Genomic DNA, 18733 nt, shown 5'->3' with positions numbered 1-18733 from the left:
CCGCACTACATGTCCGCTCCAGCTTTATTATGTGGAAAAGGCCGGGTTTCCCCGGCACAGACAATTAGTAGAACTTGATATTTACACCCAGCTGATAGCTGCGGCCGTACTCTTCTTTCTGGTACAGAATATTACCGCCGCTTAACGCGTTACCCTGGAAGTAGCGAAGGTCTGACTCCTCGGTAAGGTTGATGGCGTCAAAGTACAATTGTGCGTACTCGGTAATGTCGTACTGAAGTTTAAAGTCTAAGCTTTTAACCGAATCTTGATATTGGTCACCCCAAATCTTGCAGGACTTAGGGTCGTTAAGATCGGCAGTAATTGGGCATGAGCCAATTTGTTCAAGAACTTCAGAACGCACGTTACCAATTAAGCGAGCTGAGAACGTTTCGCTCTCCCAACCAAATACAAGATTGAAGGTGGTATCAGCTTGGTCGGGCAGTGCCACTTTGCCTTGACGAATACTGCTATCCAGCGTGGCTTCACTATCTAGGATGGTGGCGTTACTTTGAATGAATAGACCATTTTCAAAGTACTGGTTGTAGCTAAGCTCTAACCCGATAACCGAGGCTTTGTTGCCGTTAACGGTAATGTTTATCTCGTTAAGATATAAATCTTGCGGAATAACAAACTCAGTCACCTGGTTTACCGGAAGCGTTAGCGGCAGGTCATTAAGCGCCATGCCAATTCCGTTTACATCTACGATAAAGTTGTCGATGTCTTTATAGAAAACTGCCGCTTCCATAAAGAGGTTTTCGCTTGGATACCAGCCAATTGACGCATCGTAGTTAATAGATGTCATTGCAACGAGGTTAGGGTTACCCACATCTAGCGCATTATCAGAACCCAACACGTACTGGCTTAACTGTTGAAGCGATGCGCCACCTTGACTGTCATCACAATCGTCAGAACCAGGAGGACAAAGCTCAATATCGCTGTCAAACACTGCAAATGCACGGGCTTGTTTAAACGACGGGCGAGTAAAACTCGTCCATGCTGCGGCACGCACTAAGAAGTTTTCACTCGGTTCCCATTTAATGTGTGCACTAGGGAAAAACTCACTGTATTTAATAGACGCTTCTGGAAGAGGGATAGCAATATCCAATGCACCAGCCCCTGCGCCATTAAACTCAAAGTCATCGTTCTCTAAAGACAAAAAGCCGGTAGAAGAGAACTCGGTTTGAGTCCAGCGAACGCCGGTTGTTAGTGTGGCATCTGCGCCTAATGGCAACTCTGCCATTGCGTATACAGCTTGCGTATCTTCGGTAATGCTGTAGTCGCCCTTAGTGCTTTCTATCGACACTTCACCATTTGTGGCAGGCTCAACCGTTTGACGAGTGGCATCAACAATTTGGTCGACAACTGCGCGGCTTTCAAACGGCAGCTGGAATGCACTGTTTGAAGGAATCTGGGTGTCATAGTCGGCAAGGGTAGAATTCACTGCGGCAATACATGCGTCGTCGCTACAGTCGCCGGCAGAAGGGTCGAAACTCCAGCGGTCCTTGTCACGCACGTGATCGCGCTCACTCACCTGCACACCAAATTTAATGGTGTTTAACCAGTCATTAAAAATGTCGGTTCGCAAGTTAAGGTTCACTGTCTTAATTTCATCAATTCGCGTTCCGCCCTCTAAAAACAGGTTATCGAATTGATAATTTGAAAGGTCAGAACCATCGCCACTACCCGACGTTCCAAAAATACTGTTTTCCGGGTCGTAGGTTAGACCTGCGATTTCGGCAGCTTCCTGAGGGCTTAAAATGCGGGCGTTAATGTTGTCGCGACCGCCTTGACCATAAACAATCAGGTCTCGTTCACGGAATTGAACGCGGCGGTCACCAGTGGAGTCTTCTTCAGAGCGAGATTGAGCGTATTCGTAGTCAAACACGAAGCGTTCAGCAATACGGTTTTCGCCCCCTAAGCTGAACGTGATGGTTTTGTTCTTACTTTCTTGTAGGAAATGCTGGTGGAATACGTCTATATCGCTAAGAATAAACTCTTTCGTAGCGCCGTTTACGTATACAATTTCATCGTTTCCGACAGAGCCAGCATCTTGAAAATCGTAAAATTCTCGCTGTGCGCGATCATCATCTTCAAACTGAGTGAACGTGCCTTTGGCATAATAGTAGGCGTCTGCAGAGGGCTTGTATTCAAGGTTTAGTGCTGCTGCTTGACGAGTTCTTCCTGCAATTTCGCGACGAACTTCTAACTGAGAAGGCGCAAGAATTTCGTCACCCTGGGCAATTTCTTCTTCTGTTTTACCCAAGTCGGCGGTATAAAACTTCATTTCGTTGGTGCTGTGGTGGCGCGTTTCGTCTATCTGGGTTTTGCGGTCTTCGTGAGAGATGGCAAAGCCAATACCAAAGGTGTTGTCGAGGAAAAACTGGGTGCCGTCTAAGCTAAATTTCGGAGAGTGCTTTTCGCGCGCTTCTGAATATGCGTCTTGAACACGCATTTTTAATGTGTTTTTGCCGCGATCGAAAGCTGAAATTGCTTTAACGTTGACTGTACCGCCAATGGAATTTAGGTTTTGGTCTGGGGTGAGTGTTTTCAGCACTTCAATGGTACCGAGAAGGTCAGCAGGAAGTGCGTCTAATCCCACTTTCCGTTCTTCGCCTGCACCAGACATTTGTGCGCCGTTCATATTTATGGATACGAAGCCGGGTCCTAAGCCCCGTACGGTGACAAACTTACCTTCGCCTTCAGAGCGCTGTAGCGTAACACCCGGCAGTCGTCGAAGGGACTCCGCCACGTTCTGATCAACAAAATTGCCTAAATCATCGGTAGAAATAACAGAGCTAAAGCCGCTTTTCATGCGTTCTAAGTCACGCGCTTTAAGGTCTGCCTGTTTAACACCCTTTACTTCAACTACTTCAATTTCGCTAGGGGTCTCATTTGTTTCAGTTTGCTCGGTATTTTCCTGAGCGGGTGCAGTTTGCGCCATGCTGGAAAACGCCGTGGACACGGCTAGAGCGAGGGCTGTCCATTGAAACACTTTCATGTTTTGAACTCCTAAATTCCAAAATCGACATAGCTGTAGTATTTGTATTTTGCTATGCCACCGGTGGCATTATTGATCTTGTCAGATAGGAATGCACTAATATTTAACGTTTATTTCACAAATTATTAATATATGAATATTTAGTGATCACAGTGTTGGGACTCCTGCGAGTACCCGCCATGAGTTTTCTTCATGAAAAGTAAGAGAGGGCGCGGGGTTGGCAGTAAAGTAGCTGCTGTAAATTGACCAGTCAACCACATCTAATTCACTATCAATTATCCCATTTTTGCTTGTGTACTGATTGCTTTGTATTTGCTTAAGTATGCGCGAGTCTACAGGGTCTAGATCTTTACCTGTGCGGGTGAGATTAGCACCTACGTCTTGGTTTTCAATCAAGCTTGTCCATGTTTGCTGTGCAGTAAGTTGCGCATCGCCTAATTTATCTATTTCATTCTGATGAAAAGGCGACGTTGAAAGAGAACGAGTGATTACGTCTTTTTCTTTCTTTGAACCGGTTTTGGCGCTCTTAACATCTATGCCTTTACTGTTGTCCTCAGACATGTCGCTATAGCCCTTCATCACGTTTTCAGCAACATAAAGTCGAGTGAGTGATTCCTTATCGTCCCATAATTGGAAAAACCATAGCTTTTTCGTAGCGGGGCCTGGGGCATAAATATTCCCAACCAGATTTGCGGTGCCGTTTTCGCCGCCATAAGCTGAGTTTTTTTGCCAGTTGGCAATAACGTTATTTTTGATATCAACGAATTCTTGCTGCTGTGGGTAAGGCGGGTTCAGTCGCCATCCGTTAATGCGCGGGTTTCTACTGGTATGATTGGCCAATATATTGCGCAAAAAGCTAGCATTACTGCCACCCCAAATGCCGCCATAGCCATGGCTACCTTTGTGATGACCCGCGTTGTTTAAACTCTCTGATAGTATGCTGTATTGCAGTGTAAAGCGTTGGTTATTGTAGAAAGAGCCTACCTCGTCTTTTGACCAACTTAGCGAACAATGATCGATAATGACATCAGTGGTATTTCTAACGGTTACTGCATCGCCTTCTTCACTGTCTTTCCCCGGCCTAAAGCGCATGTGTCGAATAATGACCTGATTAGCTTCAACGCTTGTTGATGCGCCAGAAATTACAATTCCGTGGGGAGATGTCTGTCCTGCAATGGTGACGTTGCCATGTTTTATTTCTAACTCCTTTTCTAGCGCGATCACGCCAGACACATTAAAGACAATCAGTCTGGGATAGTCTTGCGCAATAGCCCATCGCAATGTTCCCTCTTGTGGGCTTTTGGCATTATCAGACAAAGAGCTAACAACTAACACTTTTCCTTGGTTTCCACCTTGCGTGTATTTTCCGAACCCCAGCGCGCCTTCAAACGCCAATGATTGTGCGTGACAGTTAGACAAGGCGAGAAACGCGACGAAAGCGACAATCAGTTGAATTGGAATATGTTTCATTACTGCATGTCCTGCTCGTAAGGGTGGGCACCGGTGGTTGGAAGGCGGGCGATGTCTTTGAGTTTAGCGCTCCATGCTTGGAGTACCTTAACATCGTGGATCATACCCTCTAGTTCTACTGCTAAAATTGATACAAGCTCTCCATCTCGCATGAAGACTGGCACGGCAACAAGCGTTACGTTGCGTGGTGCGAAGTGGCTGACGGCATAGCCTCTGGTACAAGTTGTTGCTCGTAATTTCGCGGCTTGTTGTTCATCAAAGTTTGCGGGGTGTGAGCTGTCGTTCATGTTTTGATACTTGGGATGGTAGGCCAACATGACATGACCCGCAGCAGATTCAAATAAGGGCAGTTTTGTCCCTGGCCTTATTGTTGTTATTTGCTTTTCTCTGGCATCTAAAACGTCAATAACAAACGCGCAGTAGTCGCCTAATGTACAGATAATTGCGCTAGCGTTGGTTGTAGCTATAAGTTTCGAAAGCGCAGGTGCAGTGATTCTCTGAACGTATCTGCTGCGCGAGTTAGCGGCGCTAATTTCGTAAATGCGTGTGCCATAGAAGTATTTTGTACCACGCTTTTCGACTACCCGTTCGCTGGTCAATGTTCTAAGTAACCTAAATACTGATGTGCGGGGAAGTTTAAGCGCTGACTCAATTTCAGAGGCACTTAACCCCGAGCGAGACTCGGCGATGGCTTGACATAGCTGCAGCGCCTGCATAACACTGGGAATAACATACCTTTCCATCTTTTTGCGGTCCCGAAATCAAGATAATACTGCTCGATATTAACACGAATTAAACAAAATGCTACCGGTGGCATTTTAAATTATTGATGATTTTTAAATCAATCACATTGAGAAAAGAGAGAAAACTGCCGTGCAACTCATCGCATCTATAAGAAGGTTAACGCTTTATCAACCGCGTCCGGTAAGCGGTTTAATTTTGTATATTTAAAACAAAAAATTAACATGTGTAGGTGCTGCCGAGGTGCAAGTTGAAGGCTCAGCGAGCGAAAAAGTGAATGAATGCCTGACATCTACGCTAAGGGCGACGATAAATCTGTGGAAGCAGAGTCTTACCTTTTGAATGTTAATAAAATAGTCATTTGTGTCTGGTGCTTTAATTACTAGGTCTTTTTAGCCTGTCGATAGGTGGCTTGTACTTGTCCTTATTTGAGATTACTCTGCCACGCCTGCTTTCTCATTCTCATTGGAAGCAGCGTTAAACTTAGAGCACTGTTCTTGTAAGGCATTACATTCTATATGGCACCACGTTCTTTCGTTTTTTTAGACGAACTGAATTCTTCGATTAGACCCGCAATAAACTACACCAGTGGTGTAGGCGCTATGCTGTGGTTGGCTAATCTGGTGTTACTGCTGAACATTGCGCTAGTTATCAGTGGTACCTTGGCTGACTCGGCAGAATTTGTCAGTGCGTTTAATGAAAGTTTGGTTGTAGAGCCTTTTTTCATTGCACTGGCCAATCACACGCTTTCGCAATTTATTGTTCCCACTATTGCATTAGTGTTAGTTGGTCTCTTGGTTAAAGCCACGGCTATAGCAAAGGCGCAAATAACAAAACAGCGCCGACCTATTCCTTACCTTTGCCCTACATTCCCCCAGCCTTTTGTTCAGACGGTTGGCAGTAGAGCGCCCCCACTTTTTAGTTAAACGTCTCCGATTTGATTATCTAACGCCGAAAGCGTTGCGCAGTATGTGTGACAAAGCTTTACCGGTGTGTTTTTCGATGCTGTAACGCTGCCATTCTCTATTAAGCGGCCCAGTCATCGCCGTTTAACTTGTGGGTTATAGGAACTTGTTTTGTCTATTCGTAACCTTTTTACTTTAATTGTTGCTGGTGCAGGGCTGACGTTGGCCGGTTGCAGCGGTGGCGTGCTTGACCCTAAAGGGCAAGTGGGTATGGATGAAAAGAATCTGATTATTCTTTGCACTATCCTCATGCTGATTGTTGTTGTTCCCGTTATTTTTCTTACGCTTTACTTTGCGTGGAAGTATCGCGCTAGTCGCGATTTCGAAATTTATACCCCTAAATGGGCACATTCGACCAAAATAGAAGCGGTGGTGTGGTCCATTCCAATTCTCATTGTCGTGTCGTTGAGTGTGATCACCTGGCGCTCTACTCACGCACTCGACCCTTATGCACCGCTAGAAGGTCAAGGAGAGCATCTTACTGTTGAAGTAGTCTCGCTTAACTGGAAGTGGCTGTTTATTTACCCTGAACAAGGTATCGCAACGGTCAATGAATTGGTGTTTCCAGCCAATAAACCCGTTGCGTTTAAGATTACTTCTGAAAGCACCATGAACTCGTTTTTTATTCCTCAGCTAGGAAGCCAGATTTATTCCATGGCGGGAATGGAAACCAAGCTTCATCTTATTGCCGACGAGCCAGGTACGTACAAAGGCATTTCTTCAAATTACAGCGGTGCGGGATTCACTGGCATGAAGTTTAACGCTATTGCCACACCTACCGAGGATGACTTCGAGGCGTGGGTTGCCAGCGTTAAGCAGTCGCAAACATCGTTAACGTCAGGTGCCTACGAGCAGCTTGCTGAGCCAAGCGAAAACAATCCGGTGACCTATTTCAGCAAAGTCGATGACGGTTTATTTCATAACATTGTTATGAAATACATGAAAGATCACGGCTCCATGGATTTCTACAACAAGCCGGAAAATGCCGCCATGGGCGAACATCACGCCATGCCTGAAATGCAACACAGCCATCACCAAGAGGATGCACAATAACCATGTCTTTATTAGGTAAATTATCTATTGAGGCCGTGCCCTATCACGAGCCGATTATTATGGTGACACTTGCTGTTGTGGCAGTGGTGGGTGTGGTCATAGCCATGCTTATCACCAAGCACAAACAGTGGGGAACCCTATGGTTTGATTGGATAACGTCTGTCGACCACAAACGTCTTGGTATTATGTACATTGTGTTGGCTATGATCATGCTGCTGCGTGGCTTCGCCGACGCTATTATGATGCGTACTCAGCTTGCAATGGCAACCAATGGTGCGCCCGGGTATCTACCGCCAGAGCACTACGACCAAATCTTCACAGCCCATGGCGTTATCATGATTATCTTCATGGCGATGCCGTTTATGATTGGGTTGATGAATATCATTTTGCCACTACAAATTGGTGCTCGCGATGTGGCGTTTCCATTTTTAAATAACTTAAGTTTTTGGCTGACCGCAGGTGGCGCAATTCTAGTAAATGTGTCTTTGGGGTTAGGTGAATTCGCAAAAACAGGGTGGGTTGCTTATCCGCCGCTAGCCGGGTTGGAGTTTAGTCCCGGGGTTGGCGTCGACTATTACATATGGGCCCTGCAGATATCCGGGCTCGGTACGCTGCTAACCGCCGTAAACTTCTTAGTTACCGTGTTTAAAATGCGTGCGCCTGGCATGAAGTTAATGCAAATGCCTATATTCACATGGACCTGTACGTGGGCAAACATTCTGATTGCTGCTTCGTTCCCTATTCTTACGGCTGTGCTAGCCATGCTAACCCTAGACCGCTACATGGACTTCCACTTCTTCACGAATGAAGCCGGCGGTAACTCAATGATGTATATCAACCTGTTCTGGGCGTGGGGACACCCTGAGGTTTATATTCTGGTACTGCCTGCATTTGGTATTTTTTCAGAAGTTATATCTACGTTTACCGCTAAGCGCCTGTTTGGCTACAAGTCGATGGTGTATGCGTCGGGTGCCATTGCCATTCTTGGTTTTATTGTTTGGCTGCACCACTTCTTTACCATGGGGTCGAGCGCCAATGTGAATGCCTTCTTCGGCATTATGACCATGGTTATTGCCGTACCCACGGGCGTGAAACTGTTTAACTGGCTATTCACCATGTATCGCGGTCGCTTAATATTGAGTGTGCCTGTACTGTGGACGTTAGGCTTTATGGTGACCTTCACCATCGGCGGCATGACAGGGGTGTTACTTGCTATTCCTGGTGCTGACTACGTACTTCATAATAGCTTGTTTCTCATTGCGCACTTTCACAACACCATTATTGGTGGTGCGGTATTTGGCTATCTGGCTGGCTTTGCGTTTTGGTTCCCGAAAGCCATGGGCTTTAAGCTTGACGAAAAAACCGGAAAAGCAGCCTTTTGGTGCTGGCAAATTGGTTTCCTTTTGGCGTTCATGCCCCTGTACGTGCTTGGCTTTTTGGGTATGACACGCCGCTTAAATCACACCGACAATCCTGACTGGAATATCTGGTTATACATTGCTGCATTTGGTGCGTTTGTTATAGCAATTGGTATTTTCTTCCAGCTACTTCAGCTGTTTGTAAGCTTCAAAAACAAAGAGAAGCTTAACGATACAACGGGCGATCCGTGGAATGGTCACACGCTAGAGTGGTCAACGGCGTCACCGCCTCAGTTTTACAATTTTGCCAAGATACCTCACATCAAAGACATTGATGCGTGGACGGATATGAAGGAACGCGGCGAGTCGTATCAACGCCCTGAAAATTACGCGCCTATTCATATGCCAAAAAATACTTCAGCCGGTGTGTTTATGAGTATGAGTTTTACTCTAATGGGCTTTGCCCTTATTTGGCATATCTGGTGGCTTGCTGTTGTCGGTTTAGTGGCGGGAATAGGAGTATTTATTAAGCGTTGCTATACCTCGGATGTTGATTACTACGTGCAGGTAGATGAAGTTGAACGAGTTGAAGCTACGCACTTAAGTGCCAATACAGTGGGAGGTCGCTCATGAGTACTATTGCAACATCAAGCGCCGCATCAATGCCGCATGAACACGCACACGAAGAACATCATGAAAACAACACCGTGTTTGGTTTCTGGTTGTATTTAATGACCGACTGTTTGTTGTTTGCTTCTTTCTTTGCCACCTATGCCGTTCTGTTTATGAATACGGCAGGGGGCGTGTCTGGCAAAGATATTTTTGAACTCAACTTTGTGGCTGTGGAAACAGCTGCATTGCTTTTAAGCAGCATTACCTTTGGCTTTGCCATGATATGTGCTCACCGACAAAACAAGTCAGGCGCCCTTGCTTGGCTGGCAGTGACATGGGCACTGGGTGCGTGTTTTATTGGTATGGAAGTGTACGAATTCCACCACCTTATTGAGCATGGCAACGGGCCGCAGCAAAGTGCGTTTCTAACGGCGTTTTTCTCGTTAGTGGGACTGCACGGACTGCACGTTACAGCGGGCCTTATTTGGATGACAATCATGTTTATTGAAGTAACCCGCCGAGGTTTAGGTGAGCAAACCGTTACTCGACTTAGTTGCTTAAGTCTGTTTTGGCACTTCCTCGATATCGTATGGATATGTGTATTTACCGTAGTGTATTTAATGGGGGCAATGTAATGGCGTTACACGATGCAAAATTAGCTTCAAATACGGACGGTCACGCTTCATCGACCCACAATAGAGATGACGCACATGGCGATGTGAAGTCTTATATTATTGGCTTCATTCTATCTGTGGTACTTACCGCTATTCCGTTCACTCTAGTGATGAATGGCGACCTATCTAAAGTTACCACGATTTGGAGCGTGGTAACTTTGGGCTTGGTTCAAATTTGGGTGCACCTTAAATACTTTTTGCACCTTAACTTTGTTACTGAAGAAGGCAGAGCCAATACGTTTTCATTCTTATTCAGTGCGCTTATTATTTTCATGGTGGTTGGGTTATCCGTTTGGATTATCTACGAATCAAATGCCATGATGATGTATTAGTAAATCTCTGTATATGCGTGGTCTAGCCTGACGATCATGTCAGGCTTTTCAATGTGATTAATTCATCGCGGTCAGTACGTTAAGCCCTCATGTTTCGCCCCTCTATTGGTGCAACCTATTTTGGGGGCAACATTGGGGCTTCTCAGTACACCTTGATACGCGTCTAGATGGGCGTGTTCTAAATTTGGATTTTACCCATGACCTCTACTTATAAACGTTACCTCTCAGTCACCAAGCCCGGCATTATTATGGGCAATGCTATTTCGGTAACGGGCGGTTTCTTGCTCGCGTCCCGTGGCGATATAGATTATTGGCTATTGCTCGCAACGCTCATCGGTTTATCGCTGGTGGTGGCTTCAGGTTGTGTCATTAATAACTGCATTGACCGAGATATCGACGGCAAAATGCAGCGCACGGCTAACCGGGTTACGGTAACAGGCGAGTTACCATTACTTACTGCGATGTTGCACGGTGCTGTGCTGGGTATTGCAGGGTTTGGCTTGTTAGCGCTTTACACCAACCTTACTGCCGTATTTTTTGCCGCTTTTGGCTACGTCATTTATGTGGGTGTTTACAGCCTGTATATGAAGCGAAATTCTGTGTATGGCACCTTCGTTGGCAGTTTGTCGGGGGCCGTTCCGCCCGTAGTCGGTTATTGCGCCGCGAGCGGTCAGTTTGATATGGCTGCAGCTATTTTGCTGGGTATGTTCAGCATTTGGCAAATGCCCCATTCCTATGCCATCGCTATCTTTAGATATAACGACTATAAGGCGGCTGGCATTCCAGTATTGCCTGTATCGCAAGGTATCGCGAAAGCAAAACGCCATATTGTTCTTCATATTGCGTTATTTGCTTTAGTGGTAATGCTGCTTCCACTTAGCGGTTATACGGGGATTGGCTTTTTAACAGTAGCTTTTGCAACAAGCCTTTGGTGGTTATTGATGGCACTGCGCGGATACAGACCCGACATCAACGTAGAAGGCTGGGCAAAACGTGTTTTTGGTTTCTCCATTGTGAATATAACGCTGTTATCTATCGCTATGTCATTGGACTATCATACGTCAGTAACGAGTCTGTTTGCGCTCTCGTTCTAATTGACGTGTTTCGACTCACTCGACGAGGTTGGCTTGAAAGCTTCCAATGCAGTGTGCGTATAGCAACGCATTCACTTTGAGCAATTAGGCCTGACCGAGTGCTTTTTGCCCTCTGTACAAGCGAATAATGGTGAAGCTATTAACTGCCAGTAGCGTAGCTTCAAGCAAGGTGCCGCCAATAGAGCCGACAATAATATTGTTGGTTAGCCAACATATAGCGCCGCACAAAAACGCTAAACGCATGCGTATTCCCGACAAACAAAACAAGGCATAAGTGCCTATACACGTGCCCAAAATAGGGAATAAGTCGTACCAAACTTCGGCCAAATACAGCCCGGCTGCTAGCGATATTAATATAAATAGATAGGCGACACTGCGGGAGCGGGTTTTAATTGAAATGCCTGTTCTTACCACTGAAAGCAAGGCACTTAAGCATGCGGTTACGGCACCAAGTAGCGCAAAATGCAGGGCGTGATTTAAATTCATCACCACCATCATTATTCGCAGGTGCTGATCATCACGCTGATAAAAGCACAAAATGCCAAGCGCAAAACTCAGCATTCCTATCGCTTGGGCCAAGTCAAATTCTGGTAACAAAAGGGAAGGCTCGTCAATGATTGATAAAGGTTAACGATACGCAGTTTTTAAACAGCAGAGTAGCCTTTACATCGCTTTTTTAGCCCAACACATCACATTGACTAATGGCAGGCGGGTTGTTCACTAGGGTATACTTAGCGCGCACGATATTATTCTTAAACCCCGAGACAAATTAGGTCCTTTCCATGGCAACGGCATCCGCACTTCACATTTTGGTTAAAACAGAGAAAGAAGCGCTTTCTATTTTAGAGCAGCTTAAAAAGGGTAAGGATTTTGCGACATTAGCAAAGCGTCATTCTAAATGTCCGTCGGGCAAGCGTGGCGGCGATCTTGGTGAATTCCGTAGAGGCCAAATGGTAAAAGCCTTCGACGATGTGGTATTTAAAAAAGACGTGCTAAAAGTACACGGGCCGGTGAAGACCCGTTTCGGCTACCACCTTATTAAAACGCTTTATCGTAGTAATTAAAACCAGAGCCTTTTAAAACCAAAGCCGCTAAAGGCCGAAGTAAGCCCGATCCATTCAACAAGCGTTTAAAGTATGTCCTAGCTAATTACCTTGTTAATTGCCCGGCTCCCACTTTTCACCGCATACTGAATTTTTGGTAAATATGGCGTACGGGCTGTTGGTGTCGTGCAGTGAATTGCGTAGCGCTGCGCCGTGATCTACCGTAATAAAAGCTGTGTTAGAGGCCTTACCTTGTTCATCCAGCATAAAGTAGTCGCTGGAGTAGCTTGTTAGCATCATGCGATTGTCGTAACCCATATCGCTTAAGCGAACCCGGGTAATGGCTTTAAATTTAGCATCGGGGTTAGAAAGGCCTACGATTTTCTTAAAAAAGTAGCCTTTATCAGACTGCAGCTGGGAAAAACCATTTAACGTGTTTATCAGGGTTTTTAAATCTATTGCTTCGCGCTGCAGCATGAAGTCGTGCTGGATGGCATTGCCATCTTTTCTAAGGCTGTCTTTCGACGGTGCTTTACCAGCAGTATAGGCCTGCTCTGCTTCCATTGAAGAAAGGTGCGCTTGCCCTTCCTCTGTATAGTGAATCAGTGCGCTCGTATTCATGTTTACGTAGTAGTCGCTGATCCCCGCAGGTACCACTTCAAATAGCATAACATCTGGGGTTACGGCGCCTCGCTCTTCGGGCGTTTGAGGGCCTTTAGCCACGCACTTGTCAGAAATGAAATAGTAATATTGGCCAGCTTCAATGGCGAAAGCTGTATTAGATAGCACCGCGCAGGTGGCCAGAAATAGTAGCCTGGAAGTGAGCTGCTTAATTGCCGTTAAAGTACTGCCTATTTGCATATCAAAGACGCCTTATTGTTTGATGCATTTATCTATCATACCAATGCATGCCGACTGGTATAAGGCGTCATTGTAAGGGGGAGTGGGTAAAAGCGCGAGTTAAGCTTTAGAACGCGCTTTGTGTTTAGTTTGTAGCTCAATAATGCTAAGTAAGAACTTATGAGCCAAACCCACTGTTAACGGGGGCGAAGGACAATAGTGTCGCTAGAGTAGTCTGTAGATATCTGTAAATTGTCGGCAAGGGCGGCAATAAGCGCGTCTACATCATTGGTGTTGAATAGCCCTGCTACTTGCATGTTAGCAAGCGCGGCATCACCTAAAACGACCGTTTTATCCGTATATCGGCTTACTTCTTCAATCACGTCAATTAATGGCTCGCCGCGAAATACAATCTTGCCCTCACGCCAGCTTAAATCATTCGCGATATCTTCATCTGACACGGTCTCAACGGTGCTGTTAGGCAAAGATAAAAGTGATTTTTCACCTTGAACTAACGTCAATGGCTGAGCCTGCGGTTTAATAATTGGATCAATAATGCTTTCGCCATTCGCTTTGTTAAGTGTATAACTGGCGACTTCTACCACGCCTTCGGTAACTACCAGTTCAAGGTCGCCGCGGTGATATTGCACATTAAAAGCAGTACCAACCGCCTGTATGGCTTTACCTGCTGCAAGTACATTGAGCGGGCGGGATTTGTCTTTCGCCACTTCGATATGAAGCTCACCTTTGACAAGTTGAATAATCCGTGAGGTTTCAGTAAAAGCGATGTTCACTTGAGAGTTGGTATTAAGCCATAGTGTACTGCCGTCCTCTAAGCTAATGCTTTTGTGCTCGCCCGGTTTGGTCGAAGCTTGTAACGAGTAGCTTGCCATTTGTGCAACAGGTTCGGTTTGGTTAGACGGCGAGAATAAATTTAGCCCCTGATAACTTAACAGCCCGACCATTAAAAACGAGGCAGCAATGGCCAGCGGGCGCTTCCAAGTCACGGTGTTGTTTGCTTTGTGTTTGACGCTAGGCTCAGGTGTATGAGGTACGATCTCAGCCAGTTCGCTAAGCACCGACATCTTGTCCCACAAGGCTACCATTTCGAGGAAGGTGTCTCGATGCAAAGGCGTTGCGAGCCATGTTTTTAGCGCTTGCATTTCTTCGGCATCAAGCCCTTCGTCGAGTTTCACTAGCCATTCGCTAGCGGCATCAAGCACACGCTCATCGCTATTAAACTGTACAACGTTGCTATTGGTACCTGACTTAGCGTTTTTTGTTTCGTTTGTTGAACTATTCATGGGCGTCTCTCTTTACATCCGCCGTACTGTGTTGCCCACCACTTTGATAAGCATTCGGCCGTGTATGCGACGTCGTTTGTCGTCGCATAAACAAAGTGCATCTTTTTATTCCTTCAGCAATATGCTTTTCCACGGTTTTTTCGCTTATCTCTAATTCTTGGGCAATCTCTTTAAGAGAGTATCCATACACTTTCTTCAATACAAATGCGCGCCTGCATTGCTTGGGAAGGGCGCGCACTGCGTCACAAAATAACTTAAACTCTTGCTGGGTGGCGTTGTTGTGAAATGTTTCATCTTCAACACCGCTAATTGCGCTTTCCAGTGCTGCCGCAACCTCTATGCTGTCGTCTACCATGCGTGTTTCTGCACGCTTCAAGTGATCGTAGGCCAAGTTTTTTGCGGTTTTAAACAAAAACGACTTGGGCTCTTTAATATGCTCGGTAGATTTCGCCTGACACAAGCGAACATACGTATCCTGCAGTATGTCATCCACTTCTTTAGGCGGCACAAGGCGCGATAGCATTTTGGCCATCGAGCCGCGCGCCGACATATAGGCATTATGTATGGCTGTTTCTATGGGCATATTGTTATTTTTTATCGTTGTTACTTACTAAGACGACAGCCACGCTATTTTCCCCCAGTATTTTCAACATTATCGCTCAAAAATTAAATTTGTTAATGGGTTGTATATAATGCGACGCTAGTTTAAAACAACACCAACAATAACGTGTAGGGTGACGCATACGCATCACACACTCTAATAATCAATAATAACAATAGCGTAAAACCGAATATGCCTGTGGCAAATGAACCATTCGACACAATAATCATGCTGCCTTTTAAGCCTAAAGCTTTAACGGTTGCACTGTGCATGATGTCGTTCGGCGCAAGTCACACTGTTATTGCACAGTCAGTGCTGCCCCACCAACAAGCAGAAGTGATTACACAGAATACATCGCCGCTCTCCGCAATAAATTTCGCTATTCCTGCACAAAGTGCAGACGAGGCAATCATCGCGTTTGCCAATCAAGCCGAGCTGACTGTGGTCTTCCCCTTCAACAAAGTCAGGCATATTTTTGCAAATGAAGTAAGTGGTAACTATACGCCACAAGTAGCAATAGAAAAGCTTTTGGCTGGTACAGGCCTGAGTGCTGATATTGTCGATAACAACCGAATAAAAATAGTGCCTGCTAGCGATAGTGATGAAAACAATCACTTGCTTGGTCGTCTTTTTAACGCCATTACCGCACAAGACGATAGCTTGGTAACCGTACCTGACGAGCAAGGTAGTTACGACATTGAATACATTGAAGTAAGGGGATTACGAGCGCGTGTTGCTCAATCGGTGGGGATCAAACGCAACGCGAACGTCATCATTGATACTATTCAGTCGGTGGATATGGGCAAGTTTCCCGATCAAAACCTCGCAGAAGCGCTGCAGCGTGTCTCTGGCGTATCTATCGACCGCGCAGAAGGTGAAGGTCAACTTGTTACAGTGAGGGGGTTTGGGCCGGAATTTAATCGGGTGTTATTAAACGGCAGGCCTATGGCAACCGATAAGCTCGGGCGCGAATTCAGCTTTGATACACTGGCCTCTGAGATTGTCAGCAGTGTTACCGTGCACAAACAAAGCCAGGCGACTATGCAGTCAGGTGGCATCGGCGCTACGATCGATGTTCACACCGCTAAACCTCTTTCTTTCAAGGGAATGCGGGCGGCTGGCAGCATCAAAATGCAGTACGATACTAACTCGCAACAATATGCGCCTTCTACCTCTGCTATGTTCAGCAACACTTATTTGAACAACTCGTTTGGCATTCTAGCCTCTTTTACTCAACACAAGCGTCAAGCGCGACTAGAAGAAGCCCAAATTGATGGTTGGTTGGTAAATACTAACGTACCTGAAAGTGAGCTATCTGATGACGTTTCTACGCTATATGTGCCCAGGAATTACGATCAAAGAGTGCGCTTTGACGATAGAACACGAACGGGGTCTGCGCTCGTTTTACAATATCGACCTAATAACAAGCTCGAGCTTACGGCTGATTATCTGGGGTCAACATTCGATGTTGAAACCTCGGCAACCTCAATGGGACATTGGTTTACATCGAGTAACCTTGAAGATGTTACGGTGGATGAAAACGGCACGGCGGTGGCTTTTTCACAAAATAGCGGGCATGCCACCGACTTTCACGCGCGCACATTTAACCGTTCATCGACCTTGAGAAGCTTCGGTTTTACAGCGAACTACATCGCAAGCGATAGCGTAATTGTTGATGCTGATCTGTCTTACTCAATGGCTAATGTCGATGACAACAATGGAGAGGGGAATTCTCTCTCGCTTATCGGTTATCTAAATCGCTCTTCATTCGATCATCGTCAGTCGAATATATTGCCCGCAATATCAGGCTTTGAACAAGCCAATCCCCGTCAGGTAAATGCCTTGGGGGAGCCGGTTGGCGTGTCCCATTACTTAGATCCAGCCAACGGCCGTTCCCACGTGATGTTGCGCAGAGGGTGGAGTATTGATGACGATATAGGGCAAGCAAAAATCAATGTAAGTGTGCTTGGGGATGAAAACTGGTTTAGCAAAATTGACGTTGGTGGAGCATTAACTCAGCGCGAAAAAGCCAACGAAAGAAGAGACAACGAAGCAGACGCAAGACACTGCAGTTTTTGCGGCTATTTTGATGCACCAGATATTCCCGATAGCTTCCAAACCATATTTGACGCAGGCGACGATTTTCTAGGCTCAATTAGTGGGCATGAGAACATACCTCATCAGTGGCTGCGTCACGACGGTGATACATTATTCCGTTACTTAGAAAACGCTGGGGATGTCAGTCTAGCCGCTGAAACACGGGGAAGCTCTTTCGCTGTTAAAGAAACAGTGTATGCGGGGTATATTCAAACCGCTATTGAGAAGGACTACGCGCCTTGGTTTATCGATGTGCATGCAGGGCTACGTGCTGAGTACACTGACGTAAAGGTAAGCGGTGTCGATGAGCAGTTATCGGCGTTAGTTATTTTAGACCAAACCGAACTGGGGCAAGAGTTTGGCGCCTCGGTAAATATTGATAAATCGTCAAGCTACACCAATCTTTTACCCAGCGTGAGCGTTAAAGCCAGCTGGTTAGATAGTTGGGTATTTCGCGCGGCTTATAATCACAGTATCACCCGCCCAACCTTAGAACAGATGGCACCAGGTGTAACTTACACCACCACGCGACAAGGTGGCGACCTGCGGGCGCGTATCGGAAACGCACAGCTATTGCCCTTTGAGGCAAAAAACATTGATTTGGCCATTGAGCATTACTACCAGGAAAATAGCTATATATCGGCAGGTTACTTTAGAAAAACGGTAGATAATTTCATTGTTAATGAAAGCAGTACACAAACCTTTAATAACGTGACTGACCCTAGCACCGGCACAGATCCAAACGCGGTTGATGATGCTGATGCATTAGCGCAGTTTTCCGTAATATCTCCTAGCAACGGTGAGTCTGCAACGGTTGAAGGGGTAGAGGTAGCAGTACAGCATTTGTTTGGCGAGTCAGGGTGGGGAATTCAGGCCAATGCGAGCTTTGTAGACAGCAACGCTGAATTAGACACCGCCAATATCCGTTCAACCTTCGCACTTACAGGGTTGTCGGGTGCAAAAAACATGGTGCTTTTTTATGAAAAAAATGCGCTGCAATGGCGGGTGGCCTGGAACCAGCGAGAAGGGTTCTTGCAATCACTGAACCAAACCCAAAGCACCGAGCCTACCTTTGTTAGCCCCTACAAGCAGTGGGATATGAGCCTTTCATACCAATTTAGCCCGAGGGTTTCTGTATTTTTTGAAGGTATCAATATTACTAACGAAACCGTGCATAAGCGCGGCCGATTCAGCAATCATCTCTTGCTTGTGCAAGACGCGGGGGCGCGCTACGCCTTAGGTGTAAACATCACGTATTAGTATTCGGTCACACGCAATGTGCAAGCGCCTAGCATTTATGTTCCTTGTGTATTCTTCTCCAGTGTTTCTATTTCTTTCCACAGTTTTTCTGATTGGGCGGTAAGCAATGAATAAGTCTTTATGTCACCGTTTCTTTGCGCGTGCATGGCTTTTTCAAGAAGGGCGTCATACTGCTTCCGCATCTTTTTGGTTGGATTGCTTTTAAAAAGTCCAAACATAGTGAAAGTCCTAAAAAGAGAGATAGCGAGAAAACGTTTGAACAGGAACTTTCGATCACCCATTTTCGTGAAC

At 45.9% G+C, this 18733-nt stretch carries 16 protein-coding genes; 8 read left to right on the top strand and 8 right to left on the bottom strand.

Going from position 1 to position 18733, the window contains the following annotated elements; genetic code table 11:
- Nucleotides 1-64 precede the first annotated feature (64 nt).
- The 3 genes from WA381_RS07230 to WA381_RS07220 all read right to left on the bottom strand — a co-directional run bounded on the left by WA381_RS07230 (nucleotide 65) and on the right by WA381_RS07220 (nucleotide 5211).
- On the bottom strand, nucleotides 65-2998 hold the full coding sequence (locus WA381_RS07230) for a TonB-dependent receptor (RefSeq protein ID WP_156087216.1): 2934 nt from the start codon (nucleotides 2996-2998) through the stop codon (nucleotides 65-67).
- 147 nt (nucleotides 2999-3145) lie between these two features.
- Nucleotides 3146-4468, bottom strand: a complete 1323-nt coding sequence (locus tag WA381_RS07225; protein ID WP_156087214.1) for a pectate lyase family protein — start codon at nucleotides 4466-4468, stop codon at nucleotides 3146-3148.
- Nucleotides 4468-5211 (bottom strand): IclR family transcriptional regulator, encoded by a 744-nt coding sequence (locus tag WA381_RS07220; RefSeq protein WP_231506588.1) that lies wholly within the window; start codon nucleotides 5209-5211, stop codon nucleotides 4468-4470. The genes WA381_RS07225 and WA381_RS07220 overlap by 1 nt, the downstream gene beginning before the upstream one ends.
- A gap of 516 nt (nucleotides 5212-5727) precedes the next feature.
- Between WA381_RS07220 and WA381_RS07215 the strand changes: the two genes are divergently transcribed.
- The 6 genes from WA381_RS07215 (at nucleotide 5728) to cyoE (ending at nucleotide 11297) form a co-directional block, all read left to right on the top strand.
- A complete protein-coding gene (locus tag WA381_RS07215; RefSeq protein WP_014951265.1) occupies nucleotides 5728-6135 on the top strand; it encodes a hypothetical protein in 408 nt (135 codons plus the stop codon).
- A 150-nt stretch (nucleotides 6136-6285) separates the two neighbouring features.
- Entirely contained in the window at nucleotides 6286-7227 is a 942-nt protein-coding gene (gene cyoA / locus WA381_RS07210) for a ubiquinol oxidase subunit II (RefSeq protein ID WP_014951264.1), read from the top strand.
- A gap of 2 nt (nucleotides 7228-7229) precedes the next feature.
- Entirely contained in the window at nucleotides 7230-9218 is a 1989-nt protein-coding gene (cyoB, locus tag WA381_RS07205) for a cytochrome o ubiquinol oxidase subunit I (protein ID WP_014999972.1), read from the top strand.
- Entirely contained in the window at nucleotides 9215-9832 is a 618-nt protein-coding gene (cyoC, locus tag WA381_RS07200) for a cytochrome o ubiquinol oxidase subunit III (protein ID WP_014977735.1), read from the top strand. The genes cyoB and cyoC overlap by 4 nt, the downstream gene beginning before the upstream one ends.
- A complete protein-coding gene (cyoD, locus tag WA381_RS07195; RefSeq protein WP_014977734.1) occupies nucleotides 9832-10203 on the top strand; it encodes a cytochrome o ubiquinol oxidase subunit IV in 372 nt (123 codons plus the stop codon). The genes cyoC and cyoD overlap by 1 nt, the downstream gene beginning before the upstream one ends.
- Nucleotides 10204-10400: 197 nt before the next feature.
- Complete coding sequence (gene cyoE, locus WA381_RS07190) at nucleotides 10401-11297, top strand: heme o synthase (protein WP_156087212.1); 897 nt, start codon at nucleotides 10401-10403, stop codon at nucleotides 11295-11297.
- A gap of 84 nt (nucleotides 11298-11381) precedes the next feature.
- Here the strand turns inward: cyoE and WA381_RS07185 are convergent, their stop codons facing one another.
- A complete protein-coding gene (locus WA381_RS07185; protein ID WP_071960224.1) occupies nucleotides 11382-11894 on the bottom strand; it encodes a YgjV family protein in 513 nt (170 codons plus the stop codon).
- A gap of 185 nt (nucleotides 11895-12079) precedes the next feature.
- On the opposite strand from WA381_RS07185, the gene ppiC reads away from it, so the two are divergent.
- Complete coding sequence (ppiC, locus tag WA381_RS07180) at nucleotides 12080-12361, top strand: peptidylprolyl isomerase PpiC (RefSeq protein ID WP_012520075.1); 282 nt, start codon at nucleotides 12080-12082, stop codon at nucleotides 12359-12361.
- 93 nt (nucleotides 12362-12454) lie between these two features.
- Here the strand turns inward: ppiC and WA381_RS07175 are convergent, their stop codons facing one another.
- From WA381_RS07175 to WA381_RS07165, 3 genes are all read right to left on the bottom strand, one after another.
- Complete coding sequence (locus tag WA381_RS07175; protein ID WP_024017216.1) at nucleotides 12455-13201, bottom strand: hypothetical protein; 747 nt, start codon at nucleotides 13199-13201, stop codon at nucleotides 12455-12457.
- A gap of 176 nt (nucleotides 13202-13377) precedes the next feature.
- Complete coding sequence (locus WA381_RS07170) at nucleotides 13378-14484, bottom strand: FecR family protein (RefSeq protein ID WP_156087210.1); 1107 nt, start codon at nucleotides 14482-14484, stop codon at nucleotides 13378-13380.
- Nucleotides 14477-15067, bottom strand: a complete 591-nt coding sequence (locus WA381_RS07165) for a sigma-70 family RNA polymerase sigma factor (RefSeq protein ID WP_014951257.1) — start codon at nucleotides 15065-15067, stop codon at nucleotides 14477-14479. The genes WA381_RS07170 and WA381_RS07165 overlap by 8 nt, the downstream gene beginning before the upstream one ends.
- A 210-nt stretch (nucleotides 15068-15277) precedes the next feature.
- Here WA381_RS07165 and WA381_RS07160 point away from each other — a divergent pair, with 210 nt between their 5' ends.
- Nucleotides 15278-18442, top strand: a complete 3165-nt coding sequence (locus WA381_RS07160) for a TonB-dependent receptor (protein ID WP_231506587.1) — start codon at nucleotides 15278-15280, stop codon at nucleotides 18440-18442.
- Nucleotides 18443-18477: 35 nt separating this feature from the next.
- On the opposite strand, the gene WA381_RS07155 is transcribed toward WA381_RS07160, so the two are convergent.
- A complete protein-coding gene (locus WA381_RS07155; RefSeq protein ID WP_039229326.1) occupies nucleotides 18478-18660 on the bottom strand; it encodes a DUF6435 family protein in 183 nt (60 codons plus the stop codon).
- Between the last annotated feature and the right edge of the window lie 73 nt (nucleotides 18661-18733).

The organism is Alteromonas sp. CH_MED4-4 (assembly GCF_037029575.1).
Taxonomy (GTDB): domain Bacteria; phylum Pseudomonadota; class Gammaproteobacteria; order Enterobacterales; family Alteromonadaceae; genus Alteromonas; species Alteromonas macleodii.
This window is presented reverse-complemented; position numbering and strand designations above follow the sequence as displayed.